Consider the following 15,317-nt stretch of genomic DNA (forward strand, 5'->3'; position numbering starts at 1 on the left):
TTTTCAGTGAGCTTGTTCGGCAGCGAGGTTGTCCAGCAGGTGGCGGAAGGCCTCCACCGCGAGCTGGATGTCGTCGTTGGTGCTCGATTCGAGCGGGTTGTGGCTGATACCCGAGTTGATGCCGCGCACGAAGAGCATGGCCTGCGGCATCACCTCGTGCAGCTTCATCGCGTCGTGGCCAGCGCCGCTGGGCATGCGGAAAAGCGGTATGCCCAGCGCGTCGACGGCCTTTTCCCAGCGCTGCTGCCAGTCGGGCGCACTGGGCGCGGCGGCCGCGCGCATAGTCTCTTCGAGCTCGTAGCGCACGCCGCGGCGCTCGCAGATGGCCTTCAGTTCGTCGACCACGTCGGTTGCCAGCGCGTCGCGCTGCGCGTTGTTGGGTGCGCGCAGGTCGAGGCTGAACTTGCAGCGGCCCGGCACCACGTTGATCGAGCCGCTGGGCACTTCGAGCATGCCCACGGTGCCGACAGAGTCGCCGTCTTTCGCTGCACGTTGTTCGGTGAACAGAATGAGCTCGGCCACCGCGGCGGCCGCGTCGCGGCGGCGGTCCATGGGGGTGGTGCCGGCATGGCTGGCCATGCCGATCACTTCGCCCACGTAACGCACGCTGCCGTTGATGGAGGTGACGATGCCGAGCGGCAGGTCGAGCTCGGTGAGCACGGGGCCCTGCTCGATGTGCACCTCGACAAAGCCGAGGTAGCGCGCCGGATCGCGCTGGATCTTCGGAATGTCTTCCTGCTTGAGGCCCGCTTGCTGCATGGCCTCGCGCATGGTGATGCCGTCGGCATCTTTCTGATCGAGCCAGCGTTGATCGAAATGACCGATGAGCGCGCCCGAGCCCAGGAAGGTGGCCTTGTAGCGCTGGCCTTCTTCTTCCGCGAAGCCGACGACTTCGAAGGCGAAGGGCAGGCGCTTGCCTTGCCGCTTGAGCTCGCGCACGCAGGCCATCGGCACAAAGATGCCCAGGCGCCCGTCGTATTTGCCGCCGTTGCGCACGGTGTCGTAGTGCGAGCCGGTGAGCAGTGCCTTTGCGTCGGGCGTGGCGCCAGAACCTTCGATGAAGCCAGCGGCTTCATAGCGGCCCACCACGTTGCCGACTGCGTCGATGTGCACCGAGTCGAAGCCGCAATCGCGCATCAGGCCCGAGATCCGTGCGGCGCAGGCGCGGTGCGCGTCGGTCAGGTAGGTGACCGTGAGCTGGCCCTTTTCGGCATAGCCCGGATCGGTGTGCACCGAGAGCGCTTCCTGCCAGTCCCACACGTCGTTGCCGAGCGAGACGTTGGCGCCGAACTTGTCGTCGAGCCGGATCTCGGCAATGCGATGGATGTTGCGCAGCGCCTCGCCGAGTTCGAAGGCGGGGTGGTTGAACAGCCGGCGCTCGAAGGTGTCGATGATCTCGCGCTTGGAAAGGCCCGTGCCGCGCGGCCCGCGCACCGCGAGGATGAACGGGAAGCCGAATTTCGCGTTGTAGTCGGCATTGAGCTGCTGGATCTTCGCAAACTCCTCGGGCGTGCAGTCGGTCAGGCCGGCCTTGCTTTGCTCGTTGGTCGATTCGGCCGTGAGCGTCTTGCTGACCATGGCCTTGCCCGCGAGTTCGGGGTGGGCGCGAATCAGCCCGATCTGCTCATCGGCCGACGACGCGGCCAGCGCCTGCACCAGCGCATGCTTGAGGTGCGCGAGCGAGCGGAAGGGGCGTGCGGCCAGTGCGCGCTGGGCGATCCAGGGCGAGTGCTCGTAGATGCCGTCGAGCAGCGCGACGGCTTCGGCCGGCACTGCGGCATTGAGTTGGGCGATGGTGAGGCTCATGGTCAGCTTCCTTTGGCGGCCGCTTCGAAAGGGTGGACCTGCTTCCAGTGGCGCGCGATGTCCAGGCGCCGGCAGACCCACACGTTCTCGTGCTGGCCGATGTGATCGAGAAAGCGCTGCAGCGCGGTAATGCGGCCGGGCCGCCCGAGCAGCCGGCAGTGCATGCCGATGCTCATCATCTTGGGGCTGTTGTCGCCTTGCGGATCGCCTTCGGCATAGAGCGCGTCGAAGGTGTCCTTCATGTACTGGAAGAACGGGTCGGCGTGCGAATAGCCCTGCGGCAGCGCAAAGCGCATGTCGTTGCAGTCGAGCGTGTAGGGCACGATGAGCTGCGGCACCACTGTGCCGTCGGTCTTTTGCACCTTCATCCAGAACGGCAGGTCGTCGCCGTAGTAGTCGCTGTCGTATTCAAAGCCGCCGTAGTCGGCCACGAGGCGGCGCGTGCGCGGACTGTCGCGGCCGGTGTACCAGCCCAGCGCGCGCTCGCCCGTGAGCTTCTCGATGGCTTCCATGCCCAGGCGCATGTGCTCGCGCTCGGTGGCTTCGTCCAGGTTCTGGTAATGGATCCAGCGCCAGCCGTGGCAGGCGATCTCATGGCCCAGTTCCTTGAAGGCGGCGGCCAGTTCGGGGTAGCGTTCCAGCGCCATGCCCACGCCGAAGACGGTGAGCGGCAGGCCACGTTTTTCGAACTCGCGCAGGATGCGCCACACGCCGGCACGCGAGCCGTATTCGTAGATGCCTTCCATGCTGATGTGCCGGTCCGGAAAGCTGGCCGGGTTGAACATCTCGGAGAGGAATTGTTCGGAGCCCGCGTCGCCGTGCAGCGTGGCGTTCTCGCCGCCCTCTTCGTAGTTGAGGACGAACTGCACCGCGATGCGCGCGCCGCCGGGCCATCGGGCGTGCTGCGGATTGCGGCCATAGCCGACGAGGTCGCGCGGGTAGGGCAGGGTGGTGTCGTAGACGGTCATGGGGTGGATCAGGACAGCGCCAGGGAGATGTCGTTGGTGGGAACCTTGCGGTCGAACGTGAGGTTGGCCTCGACGTGTTCCAGGTGTTCGGTCATGAGGCGCACGGCGCGCTCCTCGTCGCGGGATGCCAGCGCCTTCACGATGTCGGCGTGTTCGTCGTTGGAGTGCTCGGCCGCACTGGTGCTCTGGTACATGAGCGTGATGAGGGCGCAGCGCGAGATGAGTTCACCGAGGATCTGCGCCAGTACCGTGTTGCCCATGAGCTCGGCCATGCGCACGTGAAAGTCGCCGAGCAGCTCGGTGCGGCCCGAGATGTCTTCGCCCGACACGGCCGATTTTTCGAGCGCCACGTGCTCCTTGAGGGCCTTGATCTTCGCCGGCGTGACGGTGCGCACGAACTCGCGCGTCATCTCGGCTTCGAGCATGCGCCGCACCTTGAACACCTGCCTGGCCTCGTCGACCGCGGGCGCGGCCACGAAAGCGCCGCGCGCCGGTTCGAGGCGAATGAGCTTGTTCTGCGACAGCTGGAACAGCGCTTGGCGCACCAGCGTGCGCGACACGCCGAAGTGGTCGGCCAGCTTTTGCTCAGCCAGCTTGGTGCCGGGTTGCAGCCGGTGCTCGACGATGGCCTTGGTCAGCGCGTCGACGATCGAACGTGTGGTGGAGGACTCCATGTTTTTCATGATAGACCCAAAGCCGGTAATTGTATACACTTTTGTCCACCGGAATTTCCTGCACTATTTTTGTTTTGATGAAGGAGCGCCCCATGGGCCTGAGCACACACGTACTCGACACGATGCACGGCGGCCCCGCGGCCGGCATGGAGGTGGCGCTTTACACCACAGAGGGCGATGCCGCCACGCTGGTGAAACGCTTCACGCTGAATTCGGACGGCCGCAGCGACGGGCCGCTCTACGACAACGACACGCTCAAGGTCGGCACCTACCGGCTGGTGTTCGACGTGGCGGGTTATTTCAAGGCCCGCGGCGTGAAGCTGCCCGAGCCCAATTTCCTGAACAAGGTGGCGCTCGACTTCGGCGTGGCGCACACCGACCAGCACTACCACGTGCCGCTGCTCGTGAGCCCGTGGAGCTACTCCACCTACCGCGGGTCTTGAACCAGTGCGCCTACTGTTGGCCTTCGGTGAGGGTGTCGAGCTGGAAACGCCCGCTCTTGTCCCACAGCCAGGTGTCGGTCCACGTGACCGCACCGAGGCACGTGGCCGGCGGGAAGGGCGAAGCCTGCAGCACGAAGCGCTCGATCTCGGCGATGACCTCGGGCGCATGCTTGGGCGCGCGCATCCAGTGCAGCGACACCACCTTGCCGCCGGCATCGAGATGCACCTGCAGCGTGCCCACGGCATAGAGCATGGGCGGCAACTGGCCGCTGTAGATGCGGGATTTGTTGGCTTCGTAGATATGGCGCGCTGCATCGCGGCGGTACTCGCGCGCAGTGGCCGCATTCGATGCGCGCGCCGCGGGGCCGATGGCGGCTGCCGGCCCGGCCGGTTCGGTCTTGACTTCGCTCAATTGGCCGGGAACGGCCTTGGGGCCGCCACAACCGGCGAGCCAGAGGGCGGAAGAAAGTGCGGTTACCGCCAATGCAAGGCGGTGCGGCGTAAGCTGACGTTTCATCATCGAGTTATACCGTGAGTCTTGTGCATACCCGCAATCGAAGGTATCGGAAATGAACGGCTTTGTCGATCAGCTGCTGGCCCGTCTCGGGGGCGAAGACGCGGTGCTGGTGCGCGTCGAATCGACGCAGGGTTCGGCGCCGCGCGAGGCGGGCACATGGATGGCAGTGTGGGCTCAAGGGCTCACGGGAACCATCGGCGGCGGCCAGCTCGAATTTCAGGCTACGCAGGAAGCGCGCGAGCTGCTGGCCGGCCAGCGCGCCATCGACGGCATCCAGCGCTACCCGCTCGGCCCGAGCCTGGGCCAGTGCTGCGGCGGCGTGGTGTTTCTCTCTTATCGCCGCATCAGGTCCGCCGATGCACCGGCATTGCAGCGCGAACTGGTCGCGCAACTTAAGCCGGTGGCGCTGTTCGGCGGCGGCCATGTGGGCGCTGCGCTGGCGCGGCTGCTGGCCAGCCTGCCGTTCACCGTGCGCTGGGTCGACAGCCGCGACGGCGTGTTCCCCGACGCCCTGCCGGCGCAGGTCGACACCGAGCATTCCGAGCCCGTGCAGGACGCCGTGGCCGCGCTCGCGCCGGGCAGCCGCGTGCTGATCATGAGCTTCAGCCACGCCGAAGACCTCGACATCGTCATCGCCTGCCTGAAGCGCCTGCGCATGCACGACGACCTGCCGTACATCGGCCTGATCGGCAGCAAGACCAAATGGGCCACGTTCAGCCACCGGCTCGAGGCGCGCGGCTTCGCGCCCGAAGAGCTGGCCCGCATCACCTGCCCCATCGGCGTGCCGGGCATCACGGGCAAGGAGCCTGAAGTGATCGCCGTCGCGGTGGCGGCACAGTTGTTGCAGTCGCTGGGCTGAACAGGGTTTTCCCGGCGGCAACGCCCCAAAAAAGCATTCCGCCCCTTGCTAAAACTGTATACACTTTCGGTCCACAACAAGCCGCAGCGGAGCGAGGCCCATTCCATGGAGCCTGCGTTCGCGGCACTTTCTCTGCTTACAGCGCCCGCAGTGGTGAGCAGGCTGAAGAAACCCCTTGGCGCCTCCACGCGCCGACGGGGTTGAGAGAGAGCACCACATGGAAAGCTATTACCTCGACTGGGCCAACCTGCTGCTGCGCTGGGTCCACGTCATCACCGCCATCGCCTGGATCGGCGCCTCCTTCTACTTCGTGATGCTGGACAACAGCCTCGAGAAGCCGCAGGACCCCGAATCGATCGACAAGGGCGTGGGCGGCGAGCAATGGGCCGTGCACGGCGGCGGCTTCTACAACATGCAGAAGTACGCGCTCGCGCCCAAGAAGCTGCCGGACCACCTGCACTGGTCGTACTGGGAGAGCTACAGCACGTGGCTCACGGGCTTTGCGCTCTTCACCATGTCGTACCTGTGGAACGCGAGCACCTACCTGATCGACAAGTCGAAGATGGACTGGCAGCCCGGCGCCGCCATCGGCGTGGCGCTGGCTTTCTTCGTCGTGTTCTGGATGGTGTACGACGGCATCTGCCAGATCTTCGGCCGCCGCAAGAACGGCGACACCATCGTCGGCGTGCTGATCGCCGTCTTCATCGTCTTCGCAACCTGGCTCGCCTGCCAGTGGTTCGCGGGGCGCGCGGCCTTTTTGCTCGTGGGCGCCATGATGGCCACGACCATGAGCGGCAATGTGTTCTTCTGGATCATTCCGGGCCAGCGCAAGAACGTGCAGGCGCTGCGCGAGGGCCGGCCGGTCGACCCGGTGCATGGGCAGCGCGGCAAGCAGCGCAGCGTGCACAACACGTATTTCACGCTGCCGGTGCTGTTCGCGATGCTGAGCAACCACTACAGCTTTACCTACACGCACAAGTACAACTGGATCGTGCTGCTGCTGATCATGCTCGGCGGCGCGGCCATTCGCCAGTTCTTCGTGGTGCGGCACCGGTTCAAGCTTGGCAACGCGGGCAATCCGCTGCCGTATGCACTCATTGGCATCGTGGTGTTGGGCCTCACCATCGTCTGGATGAAGCCCGAGCCGATGGCTGCGCCCGCGGCGGCCGCGGCAGCGCCCGCCGTGGCGTTCAAGGACGTGCAAAAGGTGCTCGAGCAGCGCTGCTTCATGTGCCACGGCGCGGCCGTGCAGATGAAGAACGTGCGGGTCGACACGCCCGACCAGGTGGCGGCGCATGCCCAGGCCATCTACCAGCAGGTGGTGGTGACCAAGATCATGCCGATGAACAACGCGACCGGTATTACCGAGGAAGAACGCGCATTGATCGGCCGCTGGTTCCAGGCCGGCGCCAAGACAAACTGAGAAGACGGCCGCGGTCAAGAGAGCGAGCCGCCGTTCGCCGCACAATTGCCGGATGGAGACAAAGCAAGCAATGACCGCATCGAACCTTTCTCTCGGCCCCGTGCCCGATCCGCGCGAAGCACCGCGCGCCTTTCTCGAACACCTCTACCGCGTGGCGGTGGACCGCGCGCTGCCGCTGTCCACGCTGGGCGCCCACCTCCCGCCGCCGCCCAAGGGCCGCACGCTGGTGCTCGGCGCCGGCAAGGCCGGCGGCTCGATGGTTCAGGCGCTCGAAGCCCTCTGGCCGGCCGACGCCCCGCTGTCGGGCCTGGTCGTCACGCGCTACGACCACATTCCGCCGCGCCCCGAAGGCGTGCCGCAGCGCATCGAACTCGTCGAGGCCGCGCACCCGGTGCCTGACGCGGCCGGGCAGCAGGCGGCCGAACGCATCCTCGCGTTGACCCAGGGCCTCACGGCCGACGACCTCGTGCTGTGCCTGATCTCGGGCGGCGGTTCGTCGCTGCTGGTGCTGCCCGCCGAAGGCCTCACGCTGGCCGACAAGCAGCGCATCAACAAGCAGCTGCTCGACAGCGGCGCCGGTATCGGCGAGATGAACTGCGTGCGCAAGCACCTGTCGCGCATCAAGGGCGGCCGGCTGGCGGCCGCCTGCGCGCCGGCGCGCGTGGTGACGCTCACCATCAGCGACGTGCCGGGCGACGATGCGGCCGTCATCGCAAGCGGCCCCACGGTGCCCGACGCCACGACCTGCGCCGACGCGCTGGCCATCCTCGACCGCTACGGCATCGAGGTGCCGGCGCCGGTGCGAGGCCAGCTGGAAAGCGGCGCGCTCGAAACCCCGAAGCCGGGCGACGCCGTGTTCGCAGGGCATGAGGTCCACATGATCGCCACGCCGCAGCAGTCGCTCGAAGCCGCGGCCAAGGCGGCGCGCGAGGCCGGCATCGAAGCACACGTCCTCAGCGACGAGATCGAAGGCGAATCGCGCGAAGTCGGCAAGGTGCATGCCGCATTGGCACGCGCCGTGGCGCACCGCGGCCAGCCATTTGCGCGGCCCTGCGTCATTCTTTCGGGCGGCGAAACCACCGTCACCATCCGCCCGCGCCAGCCCGGCCAGGCCAAGGGCCGCGGCGGCCGGGCGGGCGAGCTCTGCATGGGGCTGGCCGGCGCGCTCATGGGCCAGCCGCAGGTGTGGGCGCTGGCCGCCGACACCGACGGCATCGACGGCGTGGAAGACAATGCCGGCGCCTTCGTTGCGCCCGACACGCTGGCCCGCGCCAGCGCCGCGGGCAAGAAGCTGTCGGACCACCTCGACCGCAACGACGCCTACGGCTACTTCGACGCTATCGGCGACCTGTTCGTGACCGGCCCCACGAACACCAACGTCAACGACTTCCGCGCGCTCCTGATCCTGTAGCGGCGGGAGGGGCCGGAATCCCCGCTTCGGCGGGCTTCGTGAACTCGGGTTAATCTACGCACCCGGCGGCAAATTGCCGCCGCTGTCGCAAAGCGCACCCTCCGGGGTGCCGCGCCGCGCATCCAGATTTCCCCCTTTTCACCATCATCCAGTCCTCGAAGGAAAAGTTCGCCATGACCGCCACTTACACCGACACCCGCCTGCTGATCGACAACGAATGGGTCGACGCCACCGGCGGCAAGACGCTGGACGTCGTGAACCCGGCCACCGGCAAGGCCATCGGCAAGGTGGCGCATGCCAGCATCGCCGACCTCGATCGCGCCCTTGCCGCCGCCCAGCGCGGCTTTGAAAAGTGGCGCAACACCCCCGCCAACGAGCGCGCCGCCGTGATGCGCCGCGCCGCCGGCCTGATCCGCGAACGCGCCCCGGAAATCGCCAAGCTGCTCACGCAGGAACAAGGCAAGCCGCTGGCCGAAGCCAAGGGCGAAACGCTGGCCGCGGCCGACATCATCGAATGGTTTGCCGACGAAGGCCGCCGCGTCTACGGCCGCATCGTGCCGTCGCGCAACCTGGCCGCGCAGCAGCTGGTGATCAAGGAGCCGCTGGGCCCCGTCGCCGCGTTCACGCCGTGGAATTTCCCCATCAACCAGATCGTGCGCAAGCTCGGCGCGGCGCTGGCCACCGGCTGCTCGTTCCTGGTGAAGGCGCCCGAGGAAACCCCGGCATCGCCCGCCGCGCTGCTGCAGGCTTTCGTCGATGCCGGCATTCCGCCCGGCACCGTGGGCCTGGTGTTCGGCAACCCGGCTGAAATTTCGAACTACCTGATCTCGCACCCGATCATCCGCAAGGTGACCTTCACGGGCTCCACGCCGGTCGGCAAGCAGCTGGCCGCGCTGGCCGGCTCGCACATGAAGCGCGTCACCATGGAACTGGGCGGCCACGCGCCGGTCATCGTGGCCGAAGACGCCGACGTGGCGCTGGCCGTCAAGGCCGCCGGCGCCGCCAAGTTCCGCAACGCGGGCCAGGTTTGCATCTCGCCCACCCGCTTCCTGGTGCACAACAGCCTGCGTGAAGAATTCGCTCGCACGCTGGTCAAGTACACCGAAGGCCTGAAGCTCGGCGACGGCATGGCCGAAGGCACGACGCTCGGCCCGCTCGCCAATGCGCGCCGCCTCACGGCCATGGCCCACGTGCTGGACGATGCGCGCAAGAAGGGCGCCACCGTGGCCGCCGGCGGCGAACGCGTGGGCGACACGGGCAACTTCTTCGCGCCCACCGTGCTGACCGACGTGCCGCTCGATGCCGACGTGTTCAACAACGAACCCTTCGGCCCCATCGCCGCGATCCGCGGCTTCGACACGCTCGAAGAAGCCATTGCCGAAGCCAACCGCCTGCCGTTCGGCCTGGCCGGCTACGCCTTCACCAAGTCGATCAAGAGCGCGCACCTGTTGAGCCAGAAGCTCGAGCTCGGCATGCTGTGGATCAACCAGCCCGCCGCGCCCTCGCCCGAAATGCCGTTCGGCGGCGTGAAGGATTCGGGCTACGGCTCGGAAGGTGGTCCTGAGGCGCTCGAGGCTTACCTGAACACCAAGGCCGTGTCGATCATGAGCGTGTAAGCGTTCGATCTGCTTGGGTTCTTGCAGAAAGGCGGCATCGCTTCGCGGCGGTGCCGCTTTTTTTTTATGCAGCGCGTAGCGTTGTTCAGGGCGGCGCTCCCGCCGACGGGGTGCCTTGCTCCGCGAATGTCCCCCGCCCTTCGGGCTCCTCCTTTATTTCGCTGCGCAAGGCACCCCGCCAGCGGGAGCGTGATTCGGAGCAGTCGTTGATCAGCGGTACACCAGCAGCGTGCCCCAGTGCACAGGGCATCGGGTGCTCCGCGCAGCGAAATAAAGGAGGAGCCGAAGGCGGGGGACATTCGCGGAGGGGAGTACCCGGTGGCCTGTGCACGCGCCCTGAACAAAAGACCCCCGAACAAAAGCGTCCCAGAACAAGAGCACTCGCTCGTCACTGCCACCCATACCGCCGCGCGTACCAGCCCTTGACCGTTTGCGTCAGAGCGGCATAGCCGGCCAGCATGGCCGCCAGCCACGGAAAGTAGGCCAGCGGAAGCGCCTGCAGCCGGAAGTAGTGCGCGAGCCGCCCCATCGGCAGCCAGATACCGGCCACGGCAATGGCCGCGCCCATGGCCAAGAGCGGCCAGGCGGCGCGGCTTTGCAGGAACGGGATCTTTCGCGTGCGGATCAGGTGCACGATCAGCGTCTGCGACAGCAGTCCCTCGATGAACCAGCCCGACTGGAACAAGGTCTGGTTCGCAACCGTGTTGGCCGAGAACGCGAACCACATGACGGCGTAGGTCATGATGTCGAACACCGAGCTCAGCGGTCCGAAGAACACCATGAAGCGGCCCAGGTCGGCGGGGTTCCAACTCTGCGGTTTGCGCAGAAACTCCGGGTCGACGTTGTCGAACGGAATCGCGATCTGCGACACGTCGTACAGCAGGTTTTGCACCAGCAGGTGCAGCGGCAGCATCGGCAAGAATGGCAGGAACGCGCTCGCCACCAGCACCGAGAACACGTTGCCGAAGTTCGAGCTCGCGGTCAGCTTGATGTACTTCAACATGTTGGCGAACGTGCGGCGGCCCTCGACCACGCCTTGCTCCAGAACCATCAGGCTCTTCTCCAGCAGGATGATGTCCGCCGATTCCTTGGCCACGTCCACTGCGCCATCTACCGAGATGCCGATGTCCGCGGCACGCAGCGCCGGTGCGTCGTTGATGCCGTCCCCCATGAAACCGACCACGTGCCCGTTTGCATGCAGCGCGTGCACGATGCGCTCCTTGTGCGCAGGCGTGAGCTTGGCGAATACCTGGTGCCGCTCGACCAGCGCGCGCAGTTCGTCGTCGCCCAGGTCCTCGATCTCGCGGCCGAGCACGATGTGGCCGGCTTCGATGCCCACGTCGCCGCAGACCTTGCGCGTGACCAGTTCGTTGTCGCCCGTCAGCACCTTCACCGCCACGCCATGGTCGGCCAGCGCGCGCAACGCGGGGGCGGTGGATTCCTTCGGCGGATCGAGAAACGCCACGTACCCCAGCAGCGTGAGCCCCGATTCGTCGGCCACGCCGTAGGCGGGCTTGCGTGCTTCGGCCTTCAGCGCCTGGCTGGCAACCGCCACCACGCGCAGCCCCTGCTCGTTCAGCTCCGACGCCACGCGATGGATGTGCGCGAGCAGCCCGGCATCCAGCGCCAGCACCTCGGTGCCTCGCTCGACGGACGTACACACCGACAGGATCTCTTCCAGCGCACCCTTGCAGATCAGCAGGTGCTCGCTGCCGCCGTTCTCCACCACCACCGACATGCGGCGGCGAGAAAAGTCGAAAGGCACCTCATCGATCTTGCGCCAGGCCGTCTGCAACTGCGTTCCGGGTTGCATCTCGGCGTGGTTGAGCACAGCCTTGTCCAGAAGATTCTTCAGGCCCGTCTGGTGAAAGCTGTTCAGGTAGGCGAGCTGCAGCACGTGGTCCGACACTTCACCCCACGCGTTGGTGTGGCGCTCCAGCACGATGCGATCCTGCGTCAGCGTGCCGGTCTTGTCGGTGCACAGCACGTCCATGGCGCCGAAGTTGTGAATGGCTTCGAGCCGCTTCACGATCACCTTCTGGCGCGACATCACCACCGCACCCTTGGCGAGCGTCGCGGTCACGATCATCGGCAGCATCTCGGGCGTGAGGCCGACCGCGATCGACAGCGCGAACAGCGCCGCCTCCCACCAGTCGCCCTTGGTCACGCCGTTGATCACCAGCACCAGCGGCGCCATCACCAGCATGAAGCGAATGAGCACCCAGCTCACGCGGTTGATGCCGGCCTGGAACGCGCTGGTGCCGCTGTCGGCAGCCGTCACGCGCTGTGCGAGGGCGCCGAAGAAGGTGCGGTCGCCCGTGTGAACGATGAGCGCGGTGGCGGTGCCGCTGATCACGTTGGTGCCCATGAAGAGCAGGTTCTCGCGTTCGAGCACGCCGGCTCCGGGACCGCCACGGTCGATGGAGAACTTCTCTACGGGCATGGCTTCGCCGGTCAGGGCGGACTGGCTGATGAACAGGTCCTTGGCGCCCAGCAGACGGCAGTCGGCCGGGATCATGTCGCCGGCCGAGAGCGCGATCACGTCGCCCGGCACCAGGTCGCGCATCGGCACCTCGACCCGCAGCGCCCCCGCGGCTGCATCGGGCTCGGGCCGCAGCACGGTGGCGGTGTTGCTCACCATCGCCTTGAGCCGCTCGGCCGCCTTGTTGGAGCGCGACTCCTGAAGAAAGCGCAGCACGGTCGACAGCACCACCATGCTGCCGATCACGAGCGTGGCCTTCATGTCCTCGGTCACGTACGAGGTCAGCGCCAGCACGGTCAGCAGCAGGTTGAACGGATTCCGGTAGCACTGCCAGAGATGCGTCCACCATGGCAGCGGCTGCTCGTGGCGCACCTCGTTGCTGCCGAGGCGCTTGCGCAGCGCCTGTGCGTGGGTTTCGCCAAGGCCCTGCGGCGAACTGTCGAACCTTGAGAGCAGCTCGCCGGCATCGGTGTGCGACGCGGCGGCCAGTGCGTTGGCGATGTCGGCCGGCATGGCGGCGGACGCCACGCCCACCGGCTTCGAGCCCAGCAGCGTCTGCCAGCGCTCGAAATGATGCAGCATGCGGCGGCTGCGCAGAAAGCTCTCGAAAAAGGACTTCAGGACGTTCTTCACTTTTTTTCCTTCGCGGCGCGGGCCGCGAAGGGAAGAACCTCCTGCGTCCGTCAATCAGGCGCGGGAGTCCCCTTGCGGCGCGGGGCGCTGCATTTCGTTGTTATCGATCGGTCGGAACATGGGCGGCGCGCAGGGGCGCCAATGAGAAGCGGGGTCCATGAGAAGGCCTCCTTGTTTCTTGCTTGCCGAGCGGAGCGGTGCGGGGCGACGCGTCAGCGTTGTGTCGTGCGCGACGGTTGTTCGAGCAGCAGGAAGAAGCTGCGGATGCGCCGCGTGGTCCAGAGCGCGGCGGCTCGGTCCAGCATTTCGTTCTCGACGTCCTGCTTGGTGGCCGCGGCGCGCGCGGGTACGTGCGCCGGCGGGCGAACGGATTCCTGCACCGGCTGCTGCTGTTGCTGCTGCGGACGAGATTGGATTTGACGCATGGCAAGGCTCCTTCGCGATGAAGGGCCTCGTGCACGGACACACGCAAGCTGACTGAATAAGTCAGTGACGGAGAACGACGGGATTCGGGAGGGGAGAACCGTTGGCCTGAATGGCGAACGGGTCACGCTGCGTGCACGGCGGCCGCAGCGCAAAAGAGCCTGCGCTAGAGGGCCGGATGTGTCACGCCTGCCGAGGCACGCGTCTTGTCACTGATCCAACTGGCACTGTCCACGCACGGGGCTCCGAAATAAAGATACAGGATTGTTGCACTGCGTCATGAGGGCCGTCAACCCTTTGTCTCGGCATTGCGCAGGGCTATGGCGCGGTGCTCAAGACACCTCGCGATGGGCCGCGAAGCTCAGTTGCACTGGAACAGCACGCCGGATTCGGCGGGTGCCCTGCCGAGCCAGCGCGGCGTTGCACCCTTGGCGCTGCAATAGTCGGCGGCGTGGGTGTAGGTGGGAGCACGCAAGACGCCGTCGCGGAACGGGACCACCTCGTTGGGGGGTGACGAGCAGCCGGTGGCAAGCAAGGCAAGCGGAAGAAGGGTGCGCCAGTTCATCGGGTCATTCTAAGACCGGGGCCTATTCGCAAAGCGCACGAATGGATGGCGGAATCGGCACCGCGCGAATGCCGCCGCCCTCGCGCTTCGCGGCAAAGATGCGCACCTCTTCGCATTCGAGAATCAGGTCGTCGCCGCGCGCCACGCGGTAGGTCTGCACGAAGCTCTTGTCGCGCCACTCGGTGATGCGCACCGCAACCTGCAGCGTGTCACCGTAGCTCGCGGCCTTGACGAAGCGCGTGTGCGTGTCGACCAACGGCGTGCCGATGACGCCCAGCGTCCGGGCCGTTTCTTCCCAGCGCGGCACGCCGCATTCGGCGAAGAAGTGACGCGAGGCCGCATCGATCCAGCGGAAGAAGTTGGGAAACCAGACGATGCCGGCGGGGTCGCAATCGCCGAACTCGACGCGTGCGGTGTAGGTAACTTCTTTGCTGCTGCTCATGGACTCATTTTCGTCGGCAATCCGTGGTGGGGCGAAGTGCGCGCTCAGTCCGCACTGATCTTGCGGTCGCGGATCACCGCACCGAAGCGCTGCGAATCGGCCGCGGCACGCTGGTGGAATTCGGCAGGCGAGCCCGGCACCGCTTCACCGCCGAGCGCGGCGATGCGTTCCTTCACGGCCGGCAGCGCGAGCGCGCGGTTGATCTGGGCATTGAGCTGCGCCACCACCTCGGGCGGAGTGCCCGCGGGCGCATAGAAGCCAAACACCGTGTCGGCATCGAAGCCGCGCAAACCCGCTTCGTCGAGCGTGGGCACCTCGGGGAACTGCGGCGAGCGGTGCGGACTGCCCACCGCCAGCAGCCGGAGCTTGCCGGCGCGCACCTGCTGCAATCCGATGCCGGGATCGAAGGCATAGTCGATCTGGCCCGCCAGAAGGTCTTGCAGCGCGGGCGCGGCGCCGCGGTAGGGCACGTGCAGCGCGAAGACTCCGGCCTGGCTCTTGAACATTTCGCCCGCCAGGTGCGGCGAGCTGCCGTTGCCCGGCGAGCCGTAGGAAAGCTTGCCCGGATTCGCCTTCAGGTAGGCGATGAATTCGCGCACGTTGGTGGGCGGCAGCGAAGGCCGGGTCACCAGGAACACCAGCACGCGCGCGGCCGCCGCCACCGGCATCAGGTCCTTGGTGGGGTCGAAGCTCATGCGCGCATACAGGTGCGGATTCACAGACACCATGCCGCCCGAACTCATGAGCAGCGTGTAGCCGTCGGCCGGCGCGCGCGCCACGGCCTCGCCGCCGACGTTGCCGTTGGCGCCCGCGCGGTTCTCGACCACCACCGGCTGCTTGAGGAATTCCTGCAGCGGCTGCGAGACGGCGCGTGCGATCTGGTCGGCGGCGCCGCCCGGCGGGAAGTTGACGACCACCTTGATCGGCTTGGTGGGCCAGGGGGTGGCTTGCGTCTGTGCGTGCACGGATGGCAGCAGCGCGCAGGCGGCGGCGACCAGCAGGCTTCGGCTCCAGGCAAGGGTGTAGCGGGGCATGGTTTCGTGTCTCCTTGGTTG

Annotated in this window: 14 protein-coding genes; 5 read left to right on the forward strand and 9 right to left on the reverse strand. The window is 66.6% G+C overall.

Annotated elements, in window-relative coordinates:
* Positions 1-3 precede the first annotated feature (3 nt).
* From uraD to BLR24_RS08120, 3 genes are read right to left on the reverse strand one after another with little or no spacing between them, the layout of a single operon-like run.
* A complete protein-coding gene (gene uraD / locus BLR24_RS08110; protein WP_093015381.1) occupies positions 4-1,806 on the reverse strand; it encodes a 2-oxo-4-hydroxy-4-carboxy-5-ureidoimidazoline decarboxylase in 1,803 nt (600 codons plus the stop codon).
* A gap of 2 nt (positions 1,807-1,808) precedes the next feature.
* A complete protein-coding gene (gene puuE / locus BLR24_RS08115) occupies positions 1,809-2,774 on the reverse strand; it encodes an allantoinase PuuE (protein ID WP_093015384.1) in 966 nt (321 codons plus the stop codon).
* 8 nt (positions 2,775-2,782) lie between these two features.
* On the reverse strand, positions 2,783-3,457 hold the full coding sequence (locus BLR24_RS08120; protein ID WP_093015387.1) for a GntR family transcriptional regulator: 675 nt from the start codon (positions 3,455-3,457) through the stop codon (positions 2,783-2,785).
* Positions 3,458-3,540: 83 nt separating this feature from the next.
* Between BLR24_RS08120 and uraH the strand changes: the two genes are divergently transcribed.
* On the forward strand, positions 3,541-3,891 hold the full coding sequence (uraH, locus tag BLR24_RS08125) for a hydroxyisourate hydrolase (protein ID WP_093016295.1): 351 nt from the start codon (positions 3,541-3,543) through the stop codon (positions 3,889-3,891).
* Between the two features lie 10 nt (positions 3,892-3,901).
* Here the strand turns inward: uraH and BLR24_RS08130 are convergent, their stop codons facing one another.
* On the reverse strand, positions 3,902-4,408 hold the full coding sequence (locus BLR24_RS08130; protein WP_093016297.1) for a hypothetical protein: 507 nt from the start codon (positions 4,406-4,408) through the stop codon (positions 3,902-3,904).
* A 52-nt stretch (positions 4,409-4,460) separates the two neighbouring features.
* Between BLR24_RS08130 and xdhC the strand changes: the two genes are divergently transcribed.
* The 4 genes from xdhC to BLR24_RS08150 all read left to right on the forward strand — a co-directional run bounded on the left by xdhC (position 4,461) and on the right by BLR24_RS08150 (position 9,717).
* Positions 4,461-5,267: a xanthine dehydrogenase accessory protein XdhC gene (gene xdhC, locus BLR24_RS08135; RefSeq protein WP_093015390.1), complete on the forward strand. Its 807-nt coding sequence runs from the start codon at positions 4,461-4,463 to the stop codon at positions 5,265-5,267.
* Between the two features lie 217 nt (positions 5,268-5,484).
* Positions 5,485-6,690, forward strand: a complete 1,206-nt coding sequence (locus BLR24_RS08140; protein WP_093015393.1) for a urate hydroxylase PuuD — start codon at positions 5,485-5,487, stop codon at positions 6,688-6,690.
* A 70-nt stretch (positions 6,691-6,760) separates the two neighbouring features.
* Positions 6,761-8,101: a glycerate kinase type-2 family protein gene (locus tag BLR24_RS08145; RefSeq protein ID WP_093015396.1), complete on the forward strand. Its 1,341-nt coding sequence runs from the start codon at positions 6,761-6,763 to the stop codon at positions 8,099-8,101.
* A 173-nt stretch (positions 8,102-8,274) separates the two neighbouring features.
* Entirely contained in the window at positions 8,275-9,717 is a 1,443-nt protein-coding gene (locus BLR24_RS08150; protein WP_093015399.1) for an NAD-dependent succinate-semialdehyde dehydrogenase, read from the forward strand.
* A 388-nt stretch (positions 9,718-10,105) separates the two neighbouring features.
* Here the strand turns inward: BLR24_RS08150 and mgtA are convergent, their stop codons facing one another.
* The 5 genes from mgtA to BLR24_RS08175 all read right to left on the reverse strand — a co-directional run bounded on the left by mgtA (position 10,106) and on the right by BLR24_RS08175 (position 15,296).
* Complete coding sequence (gene mgtA / locus BLR24_RS08155) at positions 10,106-12,832, reverse strand: magnesium-translocating P-type ATPase (protein WP_093015402.1); 2,727 nt, start codon at positions 12,830-12,832, stop codon at positions 10,106-10,108.
* Positions 12,833-13,044: 212 nt separating this feature from the next.
* Positions 13,045-13,257, reverse strand: coding sequence for a hypothetical protein (locus BLR24_RS08160; protein WP_093015405.1), 213 nt, complete (start codon positions 13,255-13,257; stop codon positions 13,045-13,047).
* A gap of 359 nt (positions 13,258-13,616) precedes the next feature.
* Complete coding sequence (locus BLR24_RS08165) at positions 13,617-13,820, reverse strand: hypothetical protein (RefSeq protein ID WP_093015408.1); 204 nt, start codon at positions 13,818-13,820, stop codon at positions 13,617-13,619.
* Between the two features lie 22 nt (positions 13,821-13,842).
* Entirely contained in the window at positions 13,843-14,262 is a 420-nt protein-coding gene (locus tag BLR24_RS08170) for an acyl-CoA thioesterase (RefSeq protein ID WP_093015411.1), read from the reverse strand.
* 44 nt (positions 14,263-14,306) lie between these two features.
* Positions 14,307-15,296, reverse strand: coding sequence for a Bug family tripartite tricarboxylate transporter substrate binding protein (locus tag BLR24_RS08175; RefSeq protein ID WP_093015414.1), 990 nt, complete (start codon positions 15,294-15,296; stop codon positions 14,307-14,309).
* Between the last annotated feature and the right edge of the window lie 21 nt (positions 15,297-15,317).

Source organism: Variovorax sp. OV700 (genome assembly GCF_900099805.1).
Taxonomy (GTDB): domain Bacteria; phylum Pseudomonadota; class Gammaproteobacteria; order Burkholderiales; family Burkholderiaceae_C; genus Variovorax.